23 protein-coding genes are annotated in these 22,338 nt (G+C 68.1%); 10 read left to right on the top strand and 13 right to left on the bottom strand.

Annotated features, from left to right (window positions below; translation table 11 throughout):
• Positions 1-335: 335 nt before the first annotated feature.
• Positions 336-1,622, bottom strand: a complete 1,287-nt coding sequence (locus AC3WP6_RS15235) for a sensor domain-containing diguanylate cyclase (protein WP_492628460.1) — start codon at positions 1,620-1,622, stop codon at positions 336-338.
• Between the two features lie 158 nt (positions 1,623-1,780).
• On the opposite strand from AC3WP6_RS15235, the gene AC3WP6_RS15230 reads away from it, so the two are divergent.
• Both AC3WP6_RS15230 and AC3WP6_RS15225 read left to right on the top strand, forming a co-directional pair.
• Positions 1,781-1,951, top strand: coding sequence for a hypothetical protein (locus tag AC3WP6_RS15230; RefSeq protein ID WP_492628459.1), 171 nt, complete (start codon positions 1,781-1,783; stop codon positions 1,949-1,951).
• The gene (locus AC3WP6_RS15225; RefSeq protein ID WP_492628458.1) at positions 1,948-2,583 is read left to right on the top strand and encodes a class I SAM-dependent DNA methyltransferase; all 636 of its coding nucleotides are present in this window, start codon (positions 1,948-1,950) and stop codon (positions 2,581-2,583) included. The genes AC3WP6_RS15230 and AC3WP6_RS15225 overlap by 4 nt, the downstream gene beginning before the upstream one ends.
• On the opposite strand, the gene AC3WP6_RS15220 is transcribed toward AC3WP6_RS15225, so the two are convergent.
• Entirely contained in the window at positions 2,580-2,903 is a 324-nt protein-coding gene (locus AC3WP6_RS15220) for a DUF1820 family protein (protein WP_492628457.1), read from the bottom strand. The two genes, AC3WP6_RS15225 and AC3WP6_RS15220, sit on opposite strands and share 4 nt — an antisense overlap.
• A gap of 127 nt (positions 2,904-3,030) precedes the next feature.
• On the opposite strand from AC3WP6_RS15220, the gene AC3WP6_RS15215 reads away from it, so the two are divergent.
• Together AC3WP6_RS15215 and AC3WP6_RS15210 are read left to right on the top strand one after the other, a co-directional pair.
• Positions 3,031-3,573, top strand: a complete 543-nt coding sequence (locus AC3WP6_RS15215) for a DNA-3-methyladenine glycosylase (RefSeq protein WP_492628717.1) — start codon at positions 3,031-3,033, stop codon at positions 3,571-3,573.
• A gap of 114 nt (positions 3,574-3,687) precedes the next feature.
• Positions 3,688-4,560 carry a DNA ligase gene (locus AC3WP6_RS15210; protein WP_492628456.1) on the top strand — a complete coding sequence of 291 codons (873 nt, stop codon included), beginning with the start codon at positions 3,688-3,690 and terminating at the stop codon, positions 4,558-4,560.
• A gap of 7 nt (positions 4,561-4,567) precedes the next feature.
• On the opposite strand, the gene AC3WP6_RS15205 is transcribed toward AC3WP6_RS15210, so the two are convergent.
• The 5 genes from AC3WP6_RS15205 to AC3WP6_RS15185 form a co-directional block, all read right to left on the bottom strand.
• Entirely contained in the window at positions 4,568-5,032 is a 465-nt protein-coding gene (locus AC3WP6_RS15205; RefSeq protein WP_492628455.1) for a hemerythrin domain-containing protein, read from the bottom strand.
• Between the two features lie 57 nt (positions 5,033-5,089).
• A complete protein-coding gene (locus tag AC3WP6_RS15200; RefSeq protein WP_492628454.1) occupies positions 5,090-5,455 on the bottom strand; it encodes a cupin domain-containing protein in 366 nt (121 codons plus the stop codon).
• A gap of 72 nt (positions 5,456-5,527) precedes the next feature.
• On the bottom strand, positions 5,528-6,031 hold the full coding sequence (locus tag AC3WP6_RS15195) for an SRPBCC family protein (RefSeq protein ID WP_492628453.1): 504 nt from the start codon (positions 6,029-6,031) through the stop codon (positions 5,528-5,530).
• Between the two features lie 81 nt (positions 6,032-6,112).
• A complete protein-coding gene (locus tag AC3WP6_RS15190; RefSeq protein WP_492628452.1) occupies positions 6,113-7,543 on the bottom strand; it encodes an MFS transporter in 1,431 nt (476 codons plus the stop codon).
• Positions 7,544-7,619: 76 nt separating this feature from the next.
• A complete protein-coding gene (locus tag AC3WP6_RS15185; protein ID WP_492628451.1) occupies positions 7,620-8,291 on the bottom strand; it encodes a hypothetical protein in 672 nt (223 codons plus the stop codon).
• Positions 8,292-8,372: 81 nt separating this feature from the next.
• On the opposite strand from AC3WP6_RS15185, the gene AC3WP6_RS15180 reads away from it, so the two are divergent.
• Positions 8,373-9,395, top strand: a complete 1,023-nt coding sequence (locus AC3WP6_RS15180) for a glycerophosphodiester phosphodiesterase family protein (RefSeq protein ID WP_492628450.1) — start codon at positions 8,373-8,375, stop codon at positions 9,393-9,395.
• Here AC3WP6_RS15180 and AC3WP6_RS15175 read toward each other — a convergent pair whose 3' ends face one another.
• Both AC3WP6_RS15175 and queF read right to left on the bottom strand, forming a co-directional pair.
• Positions 9,396-9,890, bottom strand: a complete 495-nt coding sequence (locus AC3WP6_RS15175) for a hypothetical protein (protein WP_492628449.1) — start codon at positions 9,888-9,890, stop codon at positions 9,396-9,398.
• Complete coding sequence (gene queF / locus AC3WP6_RS15170; protein WP_492628448.1) at positions 9,887-10,711, bottom strand: NADPH-dependent 7-cyano-7-deazaguanine reductase QueF; 825 nt, start codon at positions 10,709-10,711, stop codon at positions 9,887-9,889. The genes AC3WP6_RS15175 and queF overlap by 4 nt, the downstream gene beginning before the upstream one ends.
• 161 nt (positions 10,712-10,872) lie before the next feature.
• Here queF and AC3WP6_RS15165 point away from each other — a divergent pair, with 161 nt between their 5' ends.
• The 3 genes from AC3WP6_RS15165 to AC3WP6_RS15155 all read left to right on the top strand — a co-directional run bounded on the left by AC3WP6_RS15165 (position 10,873) and on the right by AC3WP6_RS15155 (position 14,022).
• On the top strand, positions 10,873-12,840 hold the full coding sequence (locus AC3WP6_RS15165) for a M1 family metallopeptidase (RefSeq protein WP_492628447.1): 1,968 nt from the start codon (positions 10,873-10,875) through the stop codon (positions 12,838-12,840).
• 166 nt (positions 12,841-13,006) lie between these two features.
• A complete protein-coding gene (gene arfB, locus AC3WP6_RS15160; protein ID WP_492628446.1) occupies positions 13,007-13,429 on the top strand; it encodes an alternative ribosome rescue aminoacyl-tRNA hydrolase ArfB in 423 nt (140 codons plus the stop codon).
• Positions 13,429-14,022 (top strand): 1-acyl-sn-glycerol-3-phosphate acyltransferase, encoded by a 594-nt coding sequence (locus tag AC3WP6_RS15155; protein WP_492628445.1) that lies wholly within the window; start codon positions 13,429-13,431, stop codon positions 14,020-14,022. Before arfB ends, AC3WP6_RS15155 begins: the two co-directional genes overlap by 1 nt.
• Positions 14,023-14,038: 16 nt before the next feature.
• Here AC3WP6_RS15155 and AC3WP6_RS15150 read toward each other — a convergent pair whose 3' ends face one another.
• A complete protein-coding gene (locus tag AC3WP6_RS15150) occupies positions 14,039-15,064 on the bottom strand; it encodes a LysR family transcriptional regulator (RefSeq protein WP_492628444.1) in 1,026 nt (341 codons plus the stop codon).
• 138 nt (positions 15,065-15,202) lie between these two features.
• Between AC3WP6_RS15150 and aceB the strand changes: the two genes are divergently transcribed.
• Together aceB and aceA are read left to right on the top strand one after the other, a co-directional pair.
• The gene (gene aceB, locus AC3WP6_RS15145) at positions 15,203-16,801 is read left to right on the top strand and encodes a malate synthase A (RefSeq protein ID WP_492628443.1); all 1,599 of its coding nucleotides are present in this window, start codon (positions 15,203-15,205) and stop codon (positions 16,799-16,801) included.
• 37 nt (positions 16,802-16,838) lie between these two features.
• On the top strand, positions 16,839-18,125 hold the full coding sequence (gene aceA / locus AC3WP6_RS15140; RefSeq protein ID WP_492628442.1) for an isocitrate lyase: 1,287 nt from the start codon (positions 16,839-16,841) through the stop codon (positions 18,123-18,125).
• Between the two features lie 48 nt (positions 18,126-18,173).
• Here aceA and AC3WP6_RS15135 read toward each other — a convergent pair whose 3' ends face one another.
• The 3 genes from AC3WP6_RS15135 to ubiK form a co-directional block, all read right to left on the bottom strand.
• Complete coding sequence (locus AC3WP6_RS15135) at positions 18,174-19,964, bottom strand: cation:proton antiporter (protein ID WP_492628441.1); 1,791 nt, start codon at positions 19,962-19,964, stop codon at positions 18,174-18,176.
• 283 nt (positions 19,965-20,247) lie between these two features.
• Positions 20,248-21,747, bottom strand: coding sequence for a YifB family Mg chelatase-like AAA ATPase (locus tag AC3WP6_RS15130; RefSeq protein ID WP_492628440.1), 1,500 nt, complete (start codon positions 21,745-21,747; stop codon positions 20,248-20,250).
• 155 nt (positions 21,748-21,902) lie between these two features.
• Positions 21,903-22,160: a ubiquinone biosynthesis accessory factor UbiK gene (gene ubiK, locus AC3WP6_RS15125; protein WP_492628439.1), complete on the bottom strand. Its 258-nt coding sequence runs from the start codon at positions 22,158-22,160 to the stop codon at positions 21,903-21,905.
• Positions 22,161-22,338 lie beyond the last annotated feature (178 nt).

Here is a 22,338-nt window from a genome sequence, read left to right as displayed (position 1 = left end):
TTCAGCTTGCGAGTCGTTGACACCGCTGTCAATTTGCGGAGCAACAAACGGCAGCGAGGTGCGGGAAGTCAGGCGAAACCGGCTTTTTTACGGCTTTTTGTGCCGCCAGCATGTGGACGCGGTCGATGTTTTGTGCGGCAGTGCACCAACGCAAGCATCGCGCGTGCCGATCGTGTGCCCGCAAGCCCGGACGGTGGTGGTCGAGCGGCCGCGGTAGCACCGTTTTGTGGCGGTTTGCGCGGCGGCTTCCCAGTCTGCCGTGCCGCCGTGGGCCGAAACCGGCGTGCAGGATGGCCGCAGCGCCACGGCCGCAGCCGGTGTCTCCAGCACCCGCGCTACAGCACCGCCACGCGGTCGCGACCCTCGCCCTTGGCGTGATACAGCGCGCGGTCGGCGCGCGAATACAAGGCGTCAAAACTGGCGTCGGTCTCCAACATGCTGGTCACGCCAAGGCTGACGCTGACCAGCGCCGGCCCGCCCGGTGCATCGCCGTGGGCATGCAGGCGCCGCAGGCGTTCGGCCAGCTCCCGGGCGGCATCCAGTCCGGTCGCCGGCAGCAGAATGCCGAACTCTTCCCCGCCGGTGCGCGCAAAGATATCGCCCGAGCGCAACTCTGCCAGGCAGCGGCGCGCAAAGGCTTGCAACACGCGATCGCCGGCCGGGTGGCCCCAGGTGTCGTTGATATCCTTGAAATGGTCGAGATCGAGCGCGATCACGCTGAGCGACTGGCGCTCGCGCCGGCTATGCGCAAACACCTGTTCTGCCTGCTCGAAAAACCAGCGGCGGTTGGCCAGCTCGGTGAGGCCGTCGCTGCGCGCCTGCTGCTGCAGTGCCTCCTTCAGCGTATGCAGCTCGGTGATGTCGGTGCTCAGGCCGATCACCGCCGGTGCACCGTCCGGGCCAATGCCGCGCACCGCGACGCTCCAGTAATGGCGCAGTTGGCCGGAGGCGTCCGGCAAGGCCTCTTCGCTGGTCGAACGCTCGCCGGTGGCGAGGATGTGCTGGTCCTTGGCCCAGAACGCGTCGGCCGCCGCGCGCGGCAACACCTCGGTGTCGAGGCGGCCGACCACCGCCGCCAGCGGCAGGCCAAGCGCGTCGGCCAGGTGCTGGTTGGCGTACACGAACCGGCGCTGGCCATCCTTCATGTAGACCAGCGCATCGACGTTTTCCAGCACCGTGTCGAGCAGCGTTTTTTGCTGGCGCACCGCGTCTTCGAGCCGTTTGTTTGCCGTGATGTCGTGCGAGATGCCGAGCATGCCGATGATGGCGCCGGCGCGGTCGCGCAGCGGCTTCTTGGTCGACCAGTATGTGCGCAGTTCGCCGGTGGCGTGGATGAAGTTGGACTCTTCGCAGCAGATCGTCTCGCCGTTGTCCAGCACCCGGCGATCGGTGGCGCGTATTTCCGTGGTCTCGCCAATGTCCACAAAATCGGTAAACGCCTTGCCCACCACGTCTTCCAGCTGCAACCCCGGGCCGAGCAGGTCGAGCACCAGCCGGTTGGCGTAGGTGTAGCGGCCGCGCCGATCCGTGGTGTAGACAAAAGCGCCCACTTCATCCAGCAGCAGGCGATAGGGCGCTTCCCCTGGTACCGGGGGCGGTGCAGGTGGTGGCTTGGCTGGCATGAACGCGGCTCCCCCTGGTCTTGCAACGCCGCCGATACAGTGGGCAAAGTTTCGCACACGCCGGCGGTACCGGCTGACCGGGGTCAGCGACAATCGCCGTCAAACCGGTTACTTCTTGACCCATTGCGGCCTGCCGCCACGGGGTGCACCCCATGCCCATGAATGACCCGAAGCCCGCCATCGACGGCACCGTCGCCGACACGGTCGCACCCGCACCCGTGCGCGGCCGTGGCGCACGGCCGCTGCGCCTGCCGGTGTGGAAATGCCCACGCTGTGGCGCCCGCAAACGCCTGCGCGGCACCCGGCGCGGCGAGCAGGAGACGGTATGAACCCCGATGCCAACGTGGAGCGCTTCGACGCGCTCGCCAACGAGTGGGACAACGATCCGCAGCGGGTTTTCATGGCGCAGAAAGTCGCCCGCGCGATGCGCAACGCGCTCGCCCCGGCCGGCACTGAAACCGCGCTCGAGTTCGGTGCCGGCACCGGGCTGGTCACGCTCATCATGGCGCGCCACCTGGCGCGCGTAACGGCGCTGGATGCCTCTGCCGGCATGCTCAACGTGCTGCGCGCCAAGTGCGCCGCCAAGCACCTGGAAAACGTCGACGTCATCACCGGCAACGTGCCGCAGGCCATGCCTGCCAACCGGTACGACCTCATCTACGCGTCAATGGTGCTGCGCCACGTGGCCGACGTGCCGGCGCTGCTCGGCGTGCTGTTCGACCACCTGGCGCCGAACGGCCGCGTCGCGCTGGCTGATCTCGACACCGAAGACGGCAGCTTCCACGGCGCAGCCAAGGGTGTTGCCCACCACGGCTTCGACCGCGCCACCTTCGCCACCTGGTTGCGCGACGCCGGCTTTGCCGAGCCGCAGTTCACCACTGCACACACGGTGCAGCGCGCGGCCGACGACGGCAGCATGCACGAATACCCGATTTTCCTCGCGGTGGCGCGGCGCTCCTAATCCGACGGGCGCGACTTCGGCCCGCCGTACAGCGGAAACGGCGTCACCACGCTGCCGCCTTCGGTACCCGGCTTCACCTTCGCCGTGCCGGCCTGCTCGACGTCGTCGATGCGGATCACTGCGTGCATCGGTACGTAGGAGCGCTTCACGCCCTCGAACTCCGCCTGCAACGCCTTCTGCACCGGGTCGATCAGGATCGAGGAGCCGGTATCGAACACGAAATCCTCCAGCGCCACGAAGCCGTACAGATCCGGCTGGCTCACGTGTTTCACGTAAACCTCGTACACCTTGCCCTGATTGATGAAGCTCACTCGATACATGTTGAAAACGCCGGTTTGCCGCTGGCCCTCAGGATCACGTAAATCACCGCGCAGCGCCAGCCGCGCACTACGATGGTGCCCCGTGATCGCTCCTTCCGAAACACTCGACCCGCGCGCGCTGTGCAAGTTGCCGCGCGATTTCTACGCCCGCAAGACCAAGGTGGTGGCACGCGCGCTCCTGGGCAAGTACCTGGTGCACGTGGTGGGCGGCGTCGCCCGCATCGGCCGCATCGTCGAAACCGAGGCCTACCTCGGCCCCGGCGACCTGGCCGCCCACACCGCCCGCGGCGAAACCCCGCGCACCCGCGCCATGTTCGGCCCGCCCGGCCATGCCTACGTGTACTTTGTCTACGGCATGCACCACTGCATGAACGTGGTCACCGAACCCCAGGGCGTCGGCACCGCGGTGCTGCTGCGCGCGCTCGAACCGGTCGCCAACCTCGCCGGCCCCACCAATGGCCCCGCCCGCCTGTGCAAGGCGATGGCCATCGACCTCGCCGATTACGGCCGCGACCTGTGCGCCAACACCCTCTACCTCGCCGAGCCCCCGCACCGCCACCGCATCGCCATTGTCACCCGCGCGCGCGTGGGCGTGGACTACGCCGGCGAATGGGCCAACAAACCCCTGCGCTTCTACCTCCGCGACAACCGGTTCGTGTCGAAGAAGTGAGGGTGGCCCTACGCCGCGATGCGGCGTGGATGACGGGTGATCTGGTGCTGGACTGCTGGCGCTTGGCATCACGCGATTCGAGCATTTGATGCTCTCCTCAGCAGGGCGGCGGGCATGCGCGGAATGATGCGGTGGCTGGTGCTGGGCATGCTGGCATGGAGCGGCTTGGCGCCAGTCGTCGCCGGCAATGCGCGGCCGCCGGTGGAATTGGTGGATGTGTATCGCAGTGGGCTGGATTTGCCGGCTTACTGGGTCAGCGAGAAGTACGACGGCGTGCGCGGTTACTGGGACGGTGAACGCCTGCGTACGCGCGAGGGCACGGTGGTGCGCGTGCCGGCTTGGTTCACGCGCGGCTGGCCGCGGACGCCGCTGGATGGCGAGCTGTGGGCGGGTTATGGGCGGTTCGAGCGGGCGTCGGCCATCGTGCGCGGCGCGGCGGCGGACGATCCCGCATGGCGCGAGATCAGTTATCGGGTGTTCGATCTGCCGGCGCATGGCGGCCGTTTCGATGCGCGGGTGCCGGCGATCCGCGCGGTGGTGGCCGCGATCGGGGCGCCGTGGGTGCTTGCCGTGCGCCAGTTCCGCGTGGCCGATGCGGCGCAGCTCGACGCCGAGCTTGGGCGCGTGGTGGCGCGCGGTGGCGAAGGGCTGGTACTGCATCGTGGCGATGCAGCGTACCGGGCGGGTCGCAACGCGGGCCTGTTCAAGCTGAAACCGTATGCGGACGCGGAAGCGCGCGTGGTGGCGATCCGGCCGGGCAAGGGGCGGCTGGCGGGGCGTATGGGCGCGTTGGAAGTGCGCACGCCGGACGGGCGCCGGTTCGCCATTGGCTCTGGCTTTTCCGATGCCGACCGCGCGGTGCCGCCGCCCGTTGGCGCGTGGGTGACCTACCGTTTCAATGGCCACACCAGGAACGGCTTGCCGCGTTTTGCGCGGTTCCTCCATCGTCGGCCGGGTGGACCGCCGCCGGAGGCGGGCGGCAAATGAGCAGGGGTTACCCCCGTGGCGCCATCGCGCAGCGCCAGCCTTCCGGCATTTTGGCCTTCGCCATGGCCGCGACCAGCGGGGTACCTGGGTGCGCGGGTTCGTAGCGGTCCGCGGCGGTGTAGACGATCTGCTCTTCCTTGGGATTGTGCATGCCGAGGAGCTGCAGCAGCGTGGCGCAATCCGCGCGCAGGCTTTCCGCGGTGGCGCCGTTCGCGCATGCCGCTTCGAGGCGCGCGATCAGCGGCCACATCTGTCCGTGCTCGCGTTTCATCACGAATACCGGCAGGGTGAGGCCGTCGGCTTCGAGCGGCGGGAACAGCGCGGTTTCCTCCAGGTGCAGGTGCTGGCGCAGCAGCTTGAGCGAAGCCGCCAGCGCAGCGGTGTCATCGTTGCCGCCGACGATGCCGGCAACGCCCTGGTCGATGTGCTGGTGCTGCACGGCCAGCAGTTTGCTGGGAGTGGTGGCGTCCATGGAGTGTTTCCTCGCGTGACGATGCCGGCCATTGTGCGCCCGCATTGTCGTGGCGGGTCAGCGCCAGGTGCCCTTGGCGAAGTGCTCGGCCAACTCGCGGTGGTCGGCCGGCGTGGGCGGCGGGCTGGCGGTGATGACGAGGATGGTGCGCGTGTCCGCATGCACGCCGCGCGCCTCGCCGGCCTTGGCGTGCAGCACGGCACCGGGGCCGGCGTGCGCAAGTTCCTCATCGCCGGCCACCAGGGTGGCCTCGCCTTCGATCACCACCATGGTGAGGTCGCTGCCGGGGTGGTGCACCGGAATCGCCTGTCCGGCTTCGAGCCCGACGACTTTCATGTCGCTGTGCTCGGTGCGCGCAAGCGTGACCGGGGTGAAGTGGTCGGGACTGAACTGCGCGAGCGCGCGGATGGATTCGATCAGCATGATGGTCTGGCCGGATGGAGGCCTCGAGCATCGTGCGCGCCCGCACGATGCTCCATGACCGGCATCAAGGCGTTATTCGAGCTGGCCGCGATACGCCGTGCGCGCCGCGAGGAACACGTCGAAGGGAAACTTGATCGGCACGCCTTCGAGCGCGGCGCCGAGCATTTCCAGGTGGCCCTCGAAACCGGCGCAGGCCTTGCCGGGGTCCTCGTTGGCCGGGGTGTGCACGGTGAGCGTGAGCCTGACGCCGGCCGGGTCGTCGTCGAGCTGCCAGCGCAGCGGGCGCTCCGGGTCCTTGCCGTGGCTCCACGAGTAGGTCAGCACGCGCTCGGGGTCGAGTTCGGTCACCTGGCTGGCAATCACCACGCCGCTGTCGTGGAAGTCGATGTTTACCGCGCCGCCGACGCGCAGTTCGATCGTGCCGGCGGCAAGCCATTGCGCCATCGATGCCGGCACGGTGAGGAATTTCCACACTTCGGCGCGGGTGTGGCCTTCATACACGCGGGAGAGCTTGCCTTCGAACGCCCCGCCAGTGAGCCGCCGGATGGTGCCCACCTTGATCGTCTCGTCGCCCATCGCGTCCCTCCACGTTCCGGTTGAAGGCCCCAGCATAGCCGCCGTGCGCGCGACGTTCGATTGCGCTGCATCAAGCCGTGTTCACCACGCACCCCGGTGATCGGGAATGCGCGCCACCAGGGGCAGGCCGGCCACCAGCGCGGCGGCGACGGCAACGAACACCCAGGCTTGCGCGGTGCCCGGGTCGGCGCGCCCGGTGAGCCACGCGGTGGCGAGCGAAATGGTGGTGATGGTGCCCATCTGCAGCGCCATCGTGCGCAGCGCCGCCAGGGTGGAGGCGTGTTCCGGTTCCAGCTGCAGCCCGGCGTTGCGGCTGGCCGGGTTGAGTCCACCGCCGCCGGCACCAACGAGAAACGCGGTAGCCGCGAGCCAGGTGTAGGGTGCGATGCCGGCCGGTGGCGGCAGTGCGAACAGCACGATGCCGATCGCCACCGCGACGCCGCAGACGTAGATCGGCAGGCGGTAACCGGTGCGCCGGATCAGCAGCGCGGCAATGATGGAGAATGCGAACGTCGCCACGCCCTGCGCCACCAGCAGCGTGCCCGAGCGCAGTGCATCGATGCCGTAGCGCGCGGTGGCGTACAGCGGCACCAGCACGATGGCGCCGGAGCGCACGCCGCCATACAGCGCGTTGATCGCGTTGACCGCGCCGAAGCCGCGGCCGTAGATCATGTGCGGCGCAATGAACGGGTCGGCCGTGCGGCGGATGTGGCGCAGGAAACCCCACAGCGCCAGCACCGCGATCGCGCCCGGCACGAAGAACGCCGCGAGCTGCAGCTGCGCGTGGCGTTCGCCCAGATAGCTCACCGCCAGCATGCCGCCCACCAACCCGACGCCGAGCAGCGCCATGCCGATGACGTCGCGCCGGGTGCGCGCGCGCAGGATCTCCGGGCGATCCTTGGGAATGAACCGCAGCGACAGCGCGATCACCGCGATGCCGATCGGCACGTTGACGAAGAAAATGCCGCGCCAGCTCCAGTAGGTGACGAAAAAGCCGCCGAAGATCGGCCCGATCACCGCACCGATCGGAAAGATGCTGCCGAACAGGCTCACCGCGCGGTCGCGCTCCTTGCCGAAGTAATCCACCACGATGCCGGTGGCCGACGGCGTGAACCCGGCGCCGCCGGCGGCCTGCACGGCGCGCAGCGCAATCAGCTGGTAAATGTTGCCGGCCAGCCCGCACAACAGCGAGGCCACGGTGAACGCGGTCACCGAGGCGAGAAACACCCGCCGCCGTCCGTACTGCTCGCTCAGCTTGCCGGTCACCGGCAGCATCAGCAAAAAGCCGAACGAATATGCGGTGATCGTCCAGCCGGCCCAGTTGATCGACGCGTGCAGGTCGTGCTGCAGCGTGTGCAGCGCGGTGGCGACGATGGTGGCGTCGATCGCCATCATCATCAGCGCAAAGGAAATGGTGGCGAACACCCACGGGCGGTGTGCCAGCGCGGTGGGCATGCGCTCGGCCGAGATTTCCGGTGCCGGGATGCTGCTGTCGGATTCGAGGTTGCGCACGCCTTGGCCCGGTTGCTGCGCGGCGCACCTTGCGTCACCGCTCGCCGGGCATTATGGGGCGCGGTGCCTGTACCGCTCACACCACGGGAAATGCCACGCCGCCCCAGTCCTCGTCGTCCGTGCCCGCCAGCATCAGCTCGATCACCAGCGGCACCAGCGTGCCGAGAATGGCGGTGCCGTCCCGGAGCTGCGCGCGGTTGGTGGTGCCGCCCCAGGTCGCGCCGCCGTGGATCAGCTGGTTGCGCAGCACGTACAGGCGGTCGAGCACGATGGAGAGCAGCGTGGCGGTGTCGTTCGCCATCGCCGCATCCAGCGCCAGCCGTTTCGCCTTGGCGAAAGAGGCCTCCCAGGCGCCACTGCCGTCGTGCTCGCGCAACGCGCGCCAGAACGGCTCGAACACGAACTTGTTGTCGATCAGGGTGCGGATCGGCCCGGTGAACTGGTCGAACAGCGCCGCGTGCAGCCGGTGCTCGCCATCCAGCCGCAGCAAGCGCGCAATGAAACCGCGCGTCTGCTCGCGCTCGCGCTGCTCGAAGCCGAACTCGCTGGCGTAGGCGGCATTGAACGCAATCCACAGGAAGATGAAGCGTGCGTCGTGATCGGTCGTTTCCCGCTCCGCGCGCGCCAGCCAGCTCAGCGCGCGGTGGATGCGCAGGCGCAGCGCCTCGGGTTGCGCGTCGCGGATGACGCGATGGCGCGCCTTGAGGCGGGCGGCGGGGCTGACGCTGGTGGAAGGCTTTTTCGGCATGGCGGGAATCGTGCGCGAGGTGCCTCGATCCTACGAACCGCAGTCGGGTGCGTCTATGCTGGCGGCTCCGGGCTGGAGGCGATGGCGATGGCGGAGCGGCCGCTGGCAAAACAGGTAGCGGTCATTGCGCACCGTGGCGCCAGCGCGTGGTTGCCGGAGCACACGCTGGCCGCGTATGCGCGGGCCATCGACGACGGCGCGGATTTCATCGAACCCGACCTGGTGATGACGAAGGACGGCGTGCTGGTGGCGCGCCACGAGAACGAGATTTCCGGCACTACTGATGTCGCCGCGCATGCGGAATTTGCCGCGCGGTGCACGACGAAGCAGATCGACGGCGCCGCCGTTACCGGCTGGTTCACCGAGGATTTCACCCTTGCCGAGCTCAAGACCCTGCGCGCCCGCGAACGCCTGCCGGCGCTGCGCGGCACCGCGCACGATGGCCTGTACGCGGTGCCGACGTGGGACGAGATCGCCGCGCTGGCGCAGGCCGCAGGCGCGGCGCGCGGACGGGCGGTGGGGCTGATCCCCGAGATCAAGCATGGCACGTATTTCCGCGGCATCGGCTTGGCGATGGAGGAGGTGTTGCTCAACGCGCTGCCCGCTGCTGGCCCGGTCGAAATCCAGTCCTTTGAAACCGCCAACCTGCGTCATCTCGACACCGAGCGCCGTCGTCGCGGGTTGCGGAACGTGCGGCTGCTGCAGCTTCTCGACGCGCCACCGGCGCAGCCGTATGACATTGCCGCCGCCGGTGGCGCGCTCGACTACGCGGCCATGACCACGCCGCAAGGGTTGCGCGAAATCGCCCGCTACGCCGATGCGATCGGCCCCTCGACGCGCGCGGTGCTGCCGCTCACCGCGGAGGGCAAGCTCGGCGCGCCGACGCATCTGGTGCGTGATGCGCACGCTGCCGGGCTGCAAGTGCATGTGTGGACGTTCCGCCCCGAGAACGCGTTTCTGCCGCCGGCACTGCGCGATGGTGCGGACGCGCAGCGCAACGAAGCGGGCAGCATTGAAGAAATCCGCGCGCATCTCGCCGCCGGCATCGACGCGTTTTTTACCGATGACCCCGCGCTGGGCCGGCGTGCGGTGGATGGCGGCTGACTACTTTTTCTCGATTACCTCGAACGCGCGATGCGCCACGATCTTGCCGTTGAGCAAGATGTCCACGCGGTAGTAGCCGGCAGGCCAGCGGTTCGGGTTGTACAGCTTGAACGCGGTCGTGGCCGGGCCGTCGGTGGTGATCTTCTGGCTGGTTTCGTTGACCGCAAGATCCTGGCCTTCGAGGTAATGCCAGCTGGCCGCGAGCGTGGCGCCGCGGGTGCTGCCGGTGGTGGCGACGCTGGCGTAGACGGTGTGGATGGTGGCGGGAATCTGCGTGGTCGGCAGCGTGACCGCGTAGGCGTCGTCGAGCATGGTGCCGAGCGTGACGGCGGTGACGCGGAAAGCCGGTACCGCGGGTGTTGCCACCGGCGGTGGCACCGGTTTCGGCGTGGACTTGGCGGGTGCCGGCGCAGGCTTGGGCGGCGGCGCCTCGTGCTTGCCGCAGGCGGCGAGCGCCAGGGCGAGGCATGCCGGAAGCAGCCAGCGCGTGCTCATTGCCGCGCGCCGCGCACGTTGCCAGGCGTGGTTGCCTCGCTGCTGCGGAACGGGTTGATGTCCAGCCCGCCGCGCCGGGTGTAGCGCGCGTACACGCTGAGCATCGCCGGCGCGCAGCGCGCCATGAGGTCGGTGTAGATGCGCTCCACGCATTGCTCGTGAAACGCGCTGTGGGTGCGGAACGAGACGAGGTAGCGCAAGAGCCCGGCGCGGTCGAGCGGCGCGCCGCGATAGCGGATCTGCACGCTGCCCCAGTCGGGCTGGCCAGTCACCGGGCAGTTGGAGCGCAGGAGGTCCGAGGTGAGGGTTTCCTCCACCACGGCGGCCTCGGTGTCCGTGCGCAGGTAGTCGGGCTGCGGCGGGCCGTAGTCGTCGATCGCCACCGCGAGGCCGTCGATGGAGTCGCCGGCAAGGTCGGCAAACGTCTGCGCCACGGTGCGCGCGTCGTGCAACGTCACGTCCACCACGTCGCCGGCGGCGGTGGTCAGATCCTGCTGCAGCAGCGCGTGCAGTGCCTTGCGGTTGGCCAGTGGTTCCTGTGCAAAGCCGTTCAAATACAGCTTGAACGACTTGGATTCGATCAGGTTGGGCGTAGTCGCCGGAAACCGGAACTCCGCCACCGCCACCTGCGGCTTGCCGTGCAGGTCGAGCCACGAAAGTTCATACGCGTTCCAGACGTCCACGCCGTGAAACGGCAGCTTGCCGCGGATGCCCAGCTCGGCGCGCTTTGGCGCGCGCGGGATCGGAAACAGCAGCTTGGCGTCGTAATGGTCGGCGTAGACCGTGGCCTTGCCGAGTTGCGATTGGTCGGGAGTGTGCATGTGTGCATTTTAGACGGTGCGGGGTGGCGTTCATGCCGGCCGACTTCTGCGCAGGACATGTCGGGCTGAAGTCCGACCCACGGACGGCGGTGACTTTTGGCCTATCCGTCGGCCGCGTGCACTTTCCATAATGGGCGGGCCCTCACGTTGCGAAGTAAATCATGAAGCTGTTTTGCCCGATCCGTGTGGTCGCCGCGCTGCTGACCCTGTGTGCCCTGGTCGCGCTGCCGGCTGCTGCGCAGGACGCCAAGTTCGACGCGCAGGCGCTGTTTGCGCCGCTGAGTTTGCCGCACCCGGCCAACGCGTTCCGCGACGGCGCCGGCAAGCCCGGCCCGGCGTTCTGGCAGAACCGCGCCGACTACGCCATCCACGCCACGATCGATCCGGCCACGCACGGCCTCACCGGCGCGGAAACCATCACCTACACCAACCACAGCCCGGATGCGCTCAATGAGCTGTGGGTGCAGCTCGACCAGAACATCTACAAGAGCGATTCGCGCGGCGCGCTCGCCTCGCCGCGGCCGAAAAAAACCGGGCGATCCACTGATGGCTACCAGCTCGACGCGGTGGAAATCGACGGCAAGCCGGTGCATTACCTCGTCAGCGACGCCCGCATGCGGGTCGATCTGCCGACCCCGCTCGCCGCGCATGGCGGCAAGCTCAAGCTCGCCATCCGCTACCACTACACCGTGCCCGGCACCTGGGGCGGGCGCACCGCGGTGACGCCGACGAAGAACGGCGACATCTACGAGATCGCGCAGTGGTACCCGCGCATGGCGGTGTACGACGACGTGCGCGGCTGGGACACGCTGCCGTACCTTGGCCAGGAGTTCTATCTCGAATACGGCACCATCGACTACGCGGTCACCGTGCCGTGGAATTACCTCGTCGCCGGTTCGGGCGAGCTGACGAACCCGAATGAAGTGCTGACGAAAACCGAGCGCGAGCGCCTCGCGCAGGCCGCGCAGAGCGACGCCACGGTCTACATCCGCAGGCCCGACGAGGTGAACGATCCGGCCACGCGGCCGACGCACAGCGGCACGCTCACCTGGCGCTCCCATATGGAGCACACCCGCGACGTCGCGTTTGCCGCCTCGCCCGCGTTCGTGTGGGACGCGGCGCGCATCAACCTGCCGGGCGGCAAGCATTCGCTCGCGATGAGCGTGTACCCGGTCGAAGGCGCGGGCACCGGCAAGTGGGATGACTCCACCAAGTTTCTCAAGGGCGCAGTCGAGTACTTCTCGCAGCAGTGGTACCCGTACCCGTGGCCGGTGGCGGTGAATCTCGGCGGCCACGGCGCCGGCATGGAATACCCCGGCATCGTGTTCGACGGCTACCAGGACGCCGGCAAGTTCCTGTTCTGGATCACCGCGCACGAAATCGGCCACACCTGGTTCCCGATGATCGTCGGCTCCAACGAGCGCCGCCACGCGTTCATGGACGAGGGCTTCAACACCTTCATCGACGTGTACTTCTCCGATGCGTTCGAAGGCGGCAAATACGGCCCCAAGCGCGATGGCGAATACGCGCCCAAGGGCGGCAACCCGGTGGACGAGATCCTGCCGATCCTGGCCGACCCGAACGCGCCCACGCTGATGGCGCACGCCGACTCGATCAGCGAGAAATACCGCCACCCGGTGACCTATTTCAAGGGCGCGCTGGGCCTCGTGCTGCTGCGCGAACAGATCCTCGGCCCGGACCGTTTCGACCCCGCGTTCCGCGCCTACATCCGCACCTGGGCGTACCACCATCCGACGCCGAGCGATTTCTTCCGCTTCATGGACAGCGCCGCCGGTGAGGACCTCTTGTGGTGGTGGCGCGGCTGGTACCTCCACAACTGGCAGCTCGACCTGGGCATCACCGGCGCCAGCTACGTGGACGACGACCCCGCCAAGGGCGTCACGGTGAACCTCGTCAGCCAGCAGAAACTGGTGATGCCGGCCACGCTGCGCATCGCCTTCGCCGACGGCAGCCAGCGCGACGTGCACGTGCCGGTCGAAACCTGGCGCTTCGGCGCCACGCCCAAGCTCACGCTGGACACCACCAAGCCGGTCAAGACCCTGACCCTGGACCCCGACCACAAGCTGCCGGACGCCGACCGCGCGAACAATGGGTTGGTGATGCCGTGATTGGGGTTACGGGATTCGAGATGGGGGATTCGGGACTCGTAAAGGTCGCATCGCGCGAGCGCCGCGGCCTTTACAGGTTGGCTGGAGCCTTGTCGTTCGCCGCGATCCGCTCTGCCGAATCTCGAATCCCCTATCCCGAATCCCGGCTTCTCGTACACTTCCAGGCATGCTGACGATCAGCCACAGCGTGTCCATTCCCGAATCCGAGCTGGTCGAGCATTTCCTGCGTGCCGACGGCCCGGGCGGCCAGCACGTCAACCGCACGGAGAGCGCGGTGGAGTTGCGTTTCGACGTGGCCGCTTCGCCGTCGTTGCCCGAGCCGCTGCGTGCGCGGGTGCTCGCGCGGCGTGACCGGCGCCTGACCGACGCCGGGGTCCTGGTGATCCAGGCGCGCCGGTTTCGCGATCAGGCACGCAATCGCGAGGACGCCCGCGAGCGTCTGATGGCCCTGTTGCGCGCGGCCCAGGTGGTGCCGGAAACGCGCGTCGCCACCAAGCCCACGCGCGCCTCGAAGGAGCGCCGTCTCGCCGGCAAGCAGCAACGGGGCCGGCTCAAGCAAAACCGCTCGCGGCGGGTGGATCTCGATTGATGCGACCGATCCCGGCACCCGAAGAATTGCCGGCGCAGATGCCGCACCTCGCCGACAACTGGCGGCGTGTGGTCTGTCGCGGCGTGTTGCGCCTTGCCGGCTGGCGCCTGGTCGGCGAGTTCCCCGACGTGCCCCGGCTGGTGATGATCGCCGCGCCGCATTCCTCGTGGTGGGACGGCATTTGGGGTCTTGTGGTGAAGGTCGGCATCGGCGCGGATATCAAGTTCATGGCCAAGCAGGAGCTGTTTCGCCCGCCGCTTGGCGCCTTGCTGCGCGGCCTTGGCGGCATTCCCATTGCGCGCCGCGCTGCCCATGGCGTGGTGGAGCAGATGATCGAGCGCTTCGGCCACCACGAACAGCTATGGCTCGGCATCGAGCCCGAAGGCACGCGTCGCCATGTGCCCAAGTGGAAAAGCGGTTTCTGGTACATCGCCCATCGCGCCGGCGTGCCAGTGTTTCCGGTGGCCTTCCACTACCCCGACAAGACCATCCACCTCGGCCCGCTGTATCCCACCACCGGTGACCTCGCCGCCGACACCGAACGGCTGCGCGCGTTTTACCAGCCGTATCAGGGCAAACATCACGGGTTGTGAAGCGTGATGGCCGCGTTCAGCGCGCCGACTGCCCCGACTCGTCGTAATCGCGATACGTCAGCAGCCCCGGCCGGATCAGGTCGATGAAGGCGCGTGCTTCGGCGGAGAGGAACTTGCCCTTGCGCATCACCACGCCGTAGCTGCGCTGCGGAAACCAGCGCGACATGTTGCGCACGGCGAGGCGCGCGCGGTCGGCGTCGGTGATGCAGATGCCGGTGACGATGGAGACGCCGAGCCCGAGCGCGACGTACTCCTTGATGACGTCCCAGCCGCCGACCTCGATCGCCACCTTGTACGGCACCTGGTTCTGCTGGAACACGAGATCGACCAGGCGATAGGTGGACAGCCGCTGCGGCGGCAGGATCAGGCCGTAGGGTGACAGGTCCTGCAGTTCCAGCGGCTCCTTCGCGGCGAGCGGGTGGTCGCGCGGCGCGATCAGCATCGGGTCGTAGTGGTGTACCGGTGCCCACGCGATGTCGTTGGGCACGTCGAGCATCGAGCCCACCGCAAAGTCGGCCTTGTCCTCGCGCAACATGGCGAGGCCGTCCTTGCCGGTGACGTTGGCCAGTTGCAGGTGCACCGCGGGGTAGCGCTCGCGATAGCGGCGCACCAGATCCGGCAGCAGGTACTGGATGGTGGAGGTGCCGGCGGCGACGACCAGCTTGCCGGCCTGCAGCCCTTTCACCTTGGCCTCGAAATCGCGATCCAGCGTTTCCCAGCCTTCCACCAGCGGCCGCGCCAGCTCGTACAGCGCCTCGCCGGCATCGGTCAGGTTCACCCGGCGGCGGCGGCGTTCCAGCAACGCCATGCCCAGTTCGCGCTCCAGCGCCTGTAGTTGCAGGCTGACCGATGGCTGCGACAGGTACAGCGATTCGGCGGCGCGGCTCAGCGTGCCCAGCTTCACCGTGGCGACAAACGCGCGCAGCTGCTTCAGGCGGTTGCCTTTGTAGTAGTAGCGGGCCAGCTCGCCGCTTTCGCCCTGCCCATGTGTCCGTTTTTTTGCTGCGTTGCGACGCGGGTTTTTCACGATTTTCGCGGGCATCGCGTTGCCTCCTCATCAGCAAGCTCAATGAGTTACGAGTGATATGTGCGGCGTCAATAATAAAGATTGAAACATTTGTTTTGTCAAACCACATTGACGTGGCCTAGCTTCGAGCCGTCCTTCAGTCCGGAGCCGATCATGGCCTTGCCACGCGAACGCATCGAAGCCAGCGCCGTTGAAATCCACGGCAACCCGACCGCCGCCCAGCGCGCGATCCTCACCCCCGAAGCGCTGGCGTTGCTTGTCGACCTGCACCGCCGCTTCGATGCCCGCCGCCGCGAACTGCTCGCCGCGCGCCGCGAACGCCAGGCGCGCTGGGACGCCGGCGAGCTGCCGGATTTCCGCGCCGATACCGCCGCCATCCGCGAATCCGAATGGACGGTCGGACCGATTCCTGCGGCGCTGCGCGACCGTCGGGTGGAGATCACCGGGCCGGTCGAGCGCAAGATGATAATCAACGCGCTGAACTCCGGCGCGAAGGTGTTCATGGCGGATTTCGAGGACTCCTCCACGCCCACCTTCGCCAACGTGCTCGACGGCCAGGTGAACCTGCGCGACGCGGTCGCCGGCAAGATCGACTTCACCACGCTCGAGGGCAAGCGCTACGCGGTGGGCGACAACCCCGCGGTGCTGGTGGTGCGCCCACGCGGCTGGCACCTCACCGACAAGCATTTCAGCGTCGATGGCGAGCCGGTGGCCGGCGCACTGGTCGACTTCGCGCTGTACGCGTGGCACACCGCGCGCACCCTGCACCGGCGTGATCGCGGCCCGTATTTCTATCTGCCCAAGCTCGAGAGCATGGAGGAGGCGGCGCTGTGGGACGACGTGATGACCCACGCCGAGACCGCGATCGACATCCCGCCGGCCAGCATGAAGGTGACGGTGCTGATCGAAACCCTGCCGGCCGCATTCCAGATGCACGAGATCCTGCACGCGCTGCAGTCGCGCTGCGTGGGACTCAACGCGGGCCGCTGGGATTACGTGTTCTCCTACCTGAAGACGCTGCGCCGGCACGGTGACCGCCTGCTGCCCGAGCGCGGCCAGGTGGCGATGACGGTGCCGTTCCTCCGGAACTACTCGGAGCTGCTGATCCAGACCTGCCACCAGCGCGGCGCGTTCGCGATGGGCGGCATGGCGGCGCAGATTCCGATCAAGGGCGACGAGGCCGCGAACGCCGCCGCGCTGGCCAAGGTGCGCGCCGACAAGCTGCGCGAGGTCAAGGCCGGGCACGACGGCACCTGGGTGGCGCACCCGGCGCTGGTGCCGGTGGCGCAGGCGATCTTCGACGAATACATGCCCGAGGCGAACCAGCGTGACGTGGAACGCGACGACGTGCGCGTCACCCGCGAGCAGCTCCTCGCGCCCTGCGCCGGCACCATCACCCGCGCCGGCTTCGACAACAACGTCGAGGTCTGCCTGCGCTACACCGCCGCCTGGCTGGACGGCCTCGGCTGCGTACCGATCCATCACTTGATGGAAGACGCCGCCACTGCCGAGATCGCCCGCGCGCAACTGTGGCAGTGGCTGCACCACGGCGGACTCGAGTTCGACGACGGCGCGCCGATCGACTTTGCGCTGTTCGACCACGCGCTCGGTGCCCACACCCACCGGCTGCGCGCCAGCCAGTACCCCGGCGCGGCGGAAGCCGATGCCGCGGCCAAGCTCATTGGCGAGCTGGTGCACGCCGACCAGCTGGCCGATTTCCTCACCTTGCCCGCCTACGGGCAGCTCGCCTGAGCGCGCGTTTTTCCTCGCCATCCATTGGAGCCACGCCATGAAAACCACCCTGCCGACCGCCGAACAGATCACCCTGGACTGGGCCAACAACCCGCGCTGGAACGGCATCCGCCGCAACTACACCGCCGCCGACGTCGCGCGCCTGCGCGGCACCGTCGCGGTCGAGCATTCGCTCGCGCGCCACGGCGCCGAACGCCTGTGGCGGCTGCTGCATGACGAGCCCTACGTCAACGCGCTCGGCGCGCTCACCGGCAACCAGGCGATGCAGCAGGTGAAGGCCGGGCTCAAGGCCATCTACCTGTCCGGCTGGCAGGTCGCGGCCGATGCCAACATCACCGGCGAGATGTACCCCGACCAGTCGCTGTACCCGGCCAACTCGGTGCCGCACGTGGTCAAGCGCATCAACAACGCGCTCTTGCGCGCCGACCAGTTGCACCACGCCGAGGGCAACGACGCGATCGAATGGCTGGCGCCGATCGTGGCCGACGCGGAGGCCGGTTTCGGCGGCGTGCTCAATGCCTTCGAGCTGATGAAGGCGATGATCGAAGCCGGCGCCGCCGGCGTGCATTTCGAGGATCAGCTCGCCAGCGTCAAGAAGTGCGGCCACATGGGCGGCAAGGTGCTGGTGCCCACCCGCGAGGCGGTCGACAAGTTGAACGCCTCGCGCCTCGCTGCCGACGTCAGCGGCGTGCCGACCCTGATCGTCGCGCGCACCGATGCGGATGGCGCCAACCTCCTGACCTCCGATGTCGATCCGAACGACACGCCGTTCATCACCGGCGAGCGCACGGTGGAAGGCTTCTTCCGCACCCGCGCCGGCATCGAGCAGGCGATCAGCCGCGGGCTGGCCTACGCGCCGTATGCCGACGTCATCTGGTGCGAGACCAGCAAGCCGAACGTGGCCGACGCCCGCCGCTTCGCCGAGGCGATCCGCGCGCAGTTCCCCGGCAAGCTGCTGGCGTACAACTGCTCGCCCAGCTTCAACTGGAAGCAGAACCTGGACGACGCCACCATCGCCAACTTCCAGAACGACCTGGGCCGCATGGGCTACAAGTTCCAGTTCATTACCCTGGCCGGCTTCCACAGCCTGAACTACGGCATGTTCGACCTCGCGCACGACTACGCGCGCCGGCAGATGAGTGCCTTCGTCGACCTGCAGCAAAAGGAATTCGCTGCCGCCGAACGCGGCTTCACCGCGGTCAAGCATCAGCGCGAAGTGGGCGCCGGCTATTTCGACGCCGTCACCCAGGCGATCCAGCAGGGGCAGTCGTCGGTGACCGCGTTGACCGGTTCCACCGAAGAGGCACAGTTCGCGGTGGCGTGAGGGCGTGGCACACCGCCGGGGTCGGCGCTCTGGACGCCGACCCCGGTTTCACGCACTCGCGGCCGGCGCCACCAGCGCAATCGCCGTCCAGCCGACTTTTGGCTCCAGCTTGCGCTTGGCCGAGGCGACGTGCAGTACGCCTTTGTCCTCCACGCTGAACAGCAGCAGGCTTTCCGCGCCATGCTGGGCGAGGAATTGCGACCAGTCGAAGCTGGCGGTGAGGAGGGTGGATTTGATCTGCCAACCGCGCTCCAGCAGGTCGATCAGGCGGGCATGCGTCATGTCGTCGGCAAACAGCGGCGGGGCGAGCAGCTTGTTGGTGAGGGCGGCGCGCTCGGTGTTTTCTTCCGGTGCCAGCACGCGCAGGCGATAAACCTTGTCGCGACCGAATTCTTCGCGGTAATGCACGCAGGCCAGCGTGTTGCGTTCGCGGTGCACGGTCATCGCCAGCAGGCGGCCGATGCCGGAAAGATCCAGATGGCGTTCCGCAAGCGGGGATGCCGGGCTGCCGTAGAACGTGGCCAGCCCAGCCATGCGCGCGCGCCGCAACCCGTCGTAATCGTCGTCGGCCAGCATCACGCGCACGCCGGCTTCGTGCAGGGCCTTGCCGATTTCGCGTGCCACGGTGTCGGCGCCGTAGATCAGCACGCCGCGTGGCTCCGGTTCGGCCACGCCGAGCCAGCGCGCCAGTGGACGCGCGGTGGCGCTCTGCAGGATCACGGTGCCGATGATGATGATGAACACCAGCGGCACCAGTGCGTCCGCACCCGGCACGCCAAGCTCCTGCAGGCGCAGCGCGAACAGTGCCGACACCGAGGCGGCGACGATGCCGCGCGGTGCGACCCAGCCGATCAGCGCGCGCTCGCGCCAATCGAGCGCGCTGCCAAAGCTGGCAATGGCGACGGTCAGTGGTCGGATCAGCAACTGCGCGACCGCGAAGATCGCCAGACCCTGCCACAACAAGTGCCCCGGCAGCGGCCACGGCAGCCGGGCCGCCAGCAGCACGAACAGCAGCGACACCAGCAGGGTGGTGAGGTTTTCCTTGAAATCGAGAATGTCGTCGATGTGCACGCTGCGCATGTTGCCCAGCGCAATGCCCATGATCGTCACCGTCAGCAGGCCGGATTCGTGGGTGAGTGTGTTGGCGGCGACGAACGCCAGCAGCACAGTGGCGAGCACGCCATAGTTTTGCAGGTATTCGGGAATCAGCCCGCGCCGCAGCGCGACGCCGAGCAGCCACGCGGCAACGCTGCCGACAACGGCTCCGCTGGCGATCGTGGCAAGGAACACGCCGATCGTGTGGCCTTCCTGATGGGAAACCACGGCCTCGAAGATCAGCACCGCGAACAACGCACCCAGCGGGTCGATCACGATGCCTTCCCAGCGCAAGGTGTTGGCGATTTTGGCGTTGGGCCGCAACGTGCGCAGCATCGGCACGATCACGGTGGGGCCGGTGACGCAGGTGAGCGCGCCAAACAGCAGGGCGATCGGCCAGGTCACTTCGGCAATGACATGCGCGGCGAGGGCCAGCAGCCCAAGCGCAGCGAGTGCGCCGTAGCTCACCAGTCCGCGCACGGCGCTGCCGATGTCGTGCAGCTCGGCGAAACGCAGCGTCAGGCTGCCTTCGAACAAAATCAGCGCCACCGCGAGCGATACCAGCGGAAACAGCAGCTTTCCAAGCAATTGATCGGGGTTGAGCACGCCGCTGACCGGGCCCAGCAACAGGCCGGCAATCAGCAAAAACACGATCGCCGGCAATTTCACCCGCCACGCCAGCCATTGGCACAGAAAGCCGACCGCGAGCATGCCGGCCAGCATCAGGCCAAGATCAATCGTCATCGGGGAGTCCATCGGTCATCGACCGGGTATCGGAACACGCGCGGCTGGGTGAGTAAAGCGCGACCGGCGCAACGGCGCCGGCGGCTGCCGGCTCGGATCCGGCCCACGGGACGACGCGGGATGACCTCGTCCGGTCTTGATCCTGTGGTTGCGTGTGGAATCGAGGCCCGACCGGGTCGATGGGGGTCGGGTTTGGGATGTGGGTTGGGCTTCAGCCCGACACGCGGCGGGGTTGCTCCACCTCGCCGCCGCGTGCACCGGAGTGGCCGCTCACGTCGTGCGCTCAATACCGCCGGTATTGCAGCGCTTCGGCCAGGTGTTCTTTTTCCAGCGTCGCCGCGCCGCCGTCGAGATCGGCAATCGAGCGCGCGACTCGCAGGATGCGGTGGTAGGCGCGCGCCGACATGCCGAGGCGTTCCAGCGCCTGTTCGTACCAGCGGCGTTCGGCCGGGCCGAGCGCGCAATCGCGCTCCAGCTCGCGGTGGTTGATCTCGGCATTGGGCCGGCCGGCGCGCATCAAGGCATGCCGGCGCGCGTGGATGACGCGCGCGCGCACGGTGGCGGAATCCTCGTCGCGGACGCTGCGCGCCGCGTCCATCTCCGACAGCGGCAACGGCGGCACCTCCACCGCAAGGTCGATGCGGTCGAGCAGCGGGCCGGAAATGCGCGAGCGGTAGCGCTGCACCTGGTCGGGCGTGCAGGTGCAGTGCCGGTGCGGATCGCCGGCGTAGCCGCACGGGCAGGGGTTCATCGCCGCCACCAGCTGGAATTGCGCCGGAAACAGGCATTGCCGCGCGGCGCGCGACACCACGATGTGGCCGGATTCCAGCGGCTCGCGCAGCACCTCCAGCACGTGTCGGCTGAACTCTGGCAGCTCGTCCAGAAACAGCACGCCGTTGTGCGCGAGCGAAATCTCGCCGGGACGCGGCAGCGATCCGCCGCCGACCAGCGCCACTGCCGAAGCGGTGTGGTGAGGTGCGCGAAACGGGCGGCGGCGCCAGCGGGTGGGGTCGGTCGGCTGGCCGGCGATCGACAGCACGGCGCAGGTTTCCAGTGCCTCGGTCTCGGACAGCGGCGGCAGGATGCCGGGCAGGCGTTCGGCAAGCATGGTCTTGCCGGTGCCGGGCGGGCCGACCAGCAGCAGGTGGTGGCCGCCGACCGCGGCGATCTCCAGCGCGCGCCGTGCCTTGAGCTGGCCGCGCACGTCGCGCAGGTCGGGTCCCTCGAACGGACTGCCGTCGACCGTCGCAGCGGTTGGCGGCGGCAACTCCTGCGCGCCGCGCAGCCAGCCGCACACCTCGGCCAGGGTATCAGCCACCAGCACGTTCACCTCCGGCACCAGCGCCGCCTCGGCGGAATTGGCACGCGGTACCACCACGCGGCGGCCGCGCGCGCGGGCGCGCAGCAGGGCCGGCAGCACGCCGGGCACGCCGCGCAGCGTGCCGCTCAAGGCGAGCTCGCCGAGAAATTCGCAGTCGTCGAGCTTTTCGCGCGGCACCTGGTTGCTGGCGGCGAGGATGCCCAGCGCAATCGGCAGGTCGAAGCGGCCGCCGTCCTTCGGCAGCTCGGCTGGCGCCAGGTTCACGGTGACCTTGCGGCTGGGGTATTCAAAGGCGGTGTTCTGGATGGCAACGCGCACGCGGTCGCGTGCCTCGCGCACCGCGGCCTCGGGCAGGCCGACAATGTTGGTGGCCGGCAACCCACCGGACAGGTGCACCTCGACCATCACCTGCGGCGCGGCGATGCCTTCCTGCGCGCGGCTGAGCGTCACGGCCAGGCTCATGGCTGCACGCTGCGGCAGATCCGGAGCAAGTCGCGGTCACGCTGGTGCATCGGCGACTCCGGAGCAGGGGCAGGGGCAGGCCGGGAAAATAACCGCCCCCGATCGTGGTACTCGGGGTGAGGGTGACGGATCGGGGGCGGCTCCCGGGAGAGGGGCTAGTCGCCGCGCGCGGCGGCAGCGGCTTCCAGCTCGGCAACCCGACGTTCGAGTTCGTCGACCTTGGCCCGGGTGCGTGCCAGCACCTGGGTTTGCACCTCGAACTCCTCGCGGGTGACCAGGTCGAGGCGGCGCAGTCCCTGCGCCAGGACATCGTGGAAATTGGCTCGCAAATCCTGTTGCGCCTGTGCCACTCCTGGCGGAACCAACGATGCTAGGCGCCGTGCCATCTGATCGATATCCAGCCTGTCCATCATGGAAGGCGCCTCGAACTCGTCGGGAACAAGTATCGGCAAAGGCAAGGGGGGGTGACCATCAGACGACTCCTTCGAGGCTTGTAGGAATTTGCCTACACGAACGCCGCGGCGCGACAGCGCGCGACCGGAAAGGCAGAATAGTCGCCCACGTCGCGCCGCGATGCCATTGGAGACTCCC

The sequence above is a fragment of the Rhodanobacter sp. FW106-HT46G03 genome, from assembly GCF_058789895.1.
Note: the sequence above shows the minus strand (reverse complement) of the source record. Positions and strands in the feature narration are given on the sequence as shown.

Coding starts and splice junctions, on each gene's coding strand:
- AC3WP6_RS15235 (WP_492628460.1), bottom strand. CDS start 1,622: ATGCCAGCCAAGCCACCACCTGCACCGCCCCCGGTACCAGGGGAAGCG.
- AC3WP6_RS15230 (WP_492628459.1), top strand. CDS start 1,781: ATGAATGACCCGAAGCCCGCCATCGACGGCACCGTCGCCGACACGGTC.
- AC3WP6_RS15225 (WP_492628458.1), top strand. CDS start 1,948: ATGAACCCCGATGCCAACGTGGAGCGCTTCGACGCGCTCGCCAACGAG.
- AC3WP6_RS15220 (WP_492628457.1), bottom strand. CDS start 2,903: ATGTATCGAGTGAGCTTCATCAATCAGGGCAAGGTGTACGAGGTTTAC.
- AC3WP6_RS15210 (WP_492628456.1), top strand. CDS start 3,688: ATGCGCGGAATGATGCGGTGGCTGGTGCTGGGCATGCTGGCATGGAGC.
- AC3WP6_RS15205 (WP_492628455.1), bottom strand. CDS start 5,032: ATGGACGCCACCACTCCCAGCAAACTGCTGGCCGTGCAGCACCAGCAC.
- AC3WP6_RS15200 (WP_492628454.1), bottom strand. CDS start 5,455: ATGCTGATCGAATCCATCCGCGCGCTCGCGCAGTTCAGTCCCGACCAC.
- AC3WP6_RS15195 (WP_492628453.1), bottom strand. CDS start 6,031: ATGGGCGACGAGACGATCAAGGTGGGCACCATCCGGCGGCTCACTGGC.
- AC3WP6_RS15185 (WP_492628451.1), bottom strand. CDS start 8,291: ATGCCGAAAAAGCCTTCCACCAGCGTCAGCCCCGCCGCCCGCCTCAAG.
- AC3WP6_RS15180 (WP_492628450.1), top strand. CDS start 8,373: ATGGCGATGGCGGAGCGGCCGCTGGCAAAACAGGTAGCGGTCATTGCG.
- AC3WP6_RS15175 (WP_492628449.1), bottom strand. CDS start 9,890: ATGAGCACGCGCTGGCTGCTTCCGGCATGCCTCGCCCTGGCGCTCGCC.
- queF (WP_492628448.1), bottom strand. CDS start 10,711: ATGCACACTCCCGACCAATCGCAACTCGGCAAGGCCACGGTCTACGCC.
- AC3WP6_RS15165 (WP_492628447.1), top strand. CDS start 10,873: ATGAAGCTGTTTTGCCCGATCCGTGTGGTCGCCGCGCTGCTGACCCTG.
- arfB (WP_492628446.1), top strand. CDS start 13,007: ATGCTGACGATCAGCCACAGCGTGTCCATTCCCGAATCCGAGCTGGTC.
- AC3WP6_RS15155 (WP_492628445.1), top strand. CDS start 13,429: ATGCGACCGATCCCGGCACCCGAAGAATTGCCGGCGCAGATGCCGCAC.
- AC3WP6_RS15150 (WP_492628444.1), bottom strand. CDS start 15,064: ATGCCCGCGAAAATCGTGAAAAACCCGCGTCGCAACGCAGCAAAAAAA.
- aceB (WP_492628443.1), top strand. CDS start 15,203: ATGGCCTTGCCACGCGAACGCATCGAAGCCAGCGCCGTTGAAATCCAC.
- aceA (WP_492628442.1), top strand. CDS start 16,839: ATGAAAACCACCCTGCCGACCGCCGAACAGATCACCCTGGACTGGGCC.
- AC3WP6_RS15135 (WP_492628441.1), bottom strand. CDS start 19,964: ATGACGATTGATCTTGGCCTGATGCTGGCCGGCATGCTCGCGGTCGGC.
- AC3WP6_RS15130 (WP_492628440.1), bottom strand. CDS start 21,747: ATGAGCCTGGCCGTGACGCTCAGCCGCGCGCAGGAAGGCATCGCCGCG.
- ubiK (WP_492628439.1), bottom strand. CDS start 22,160: ATGATGGACAGGCTGGATATCGATCAGATGGCACGGCGCCTAGCATCG.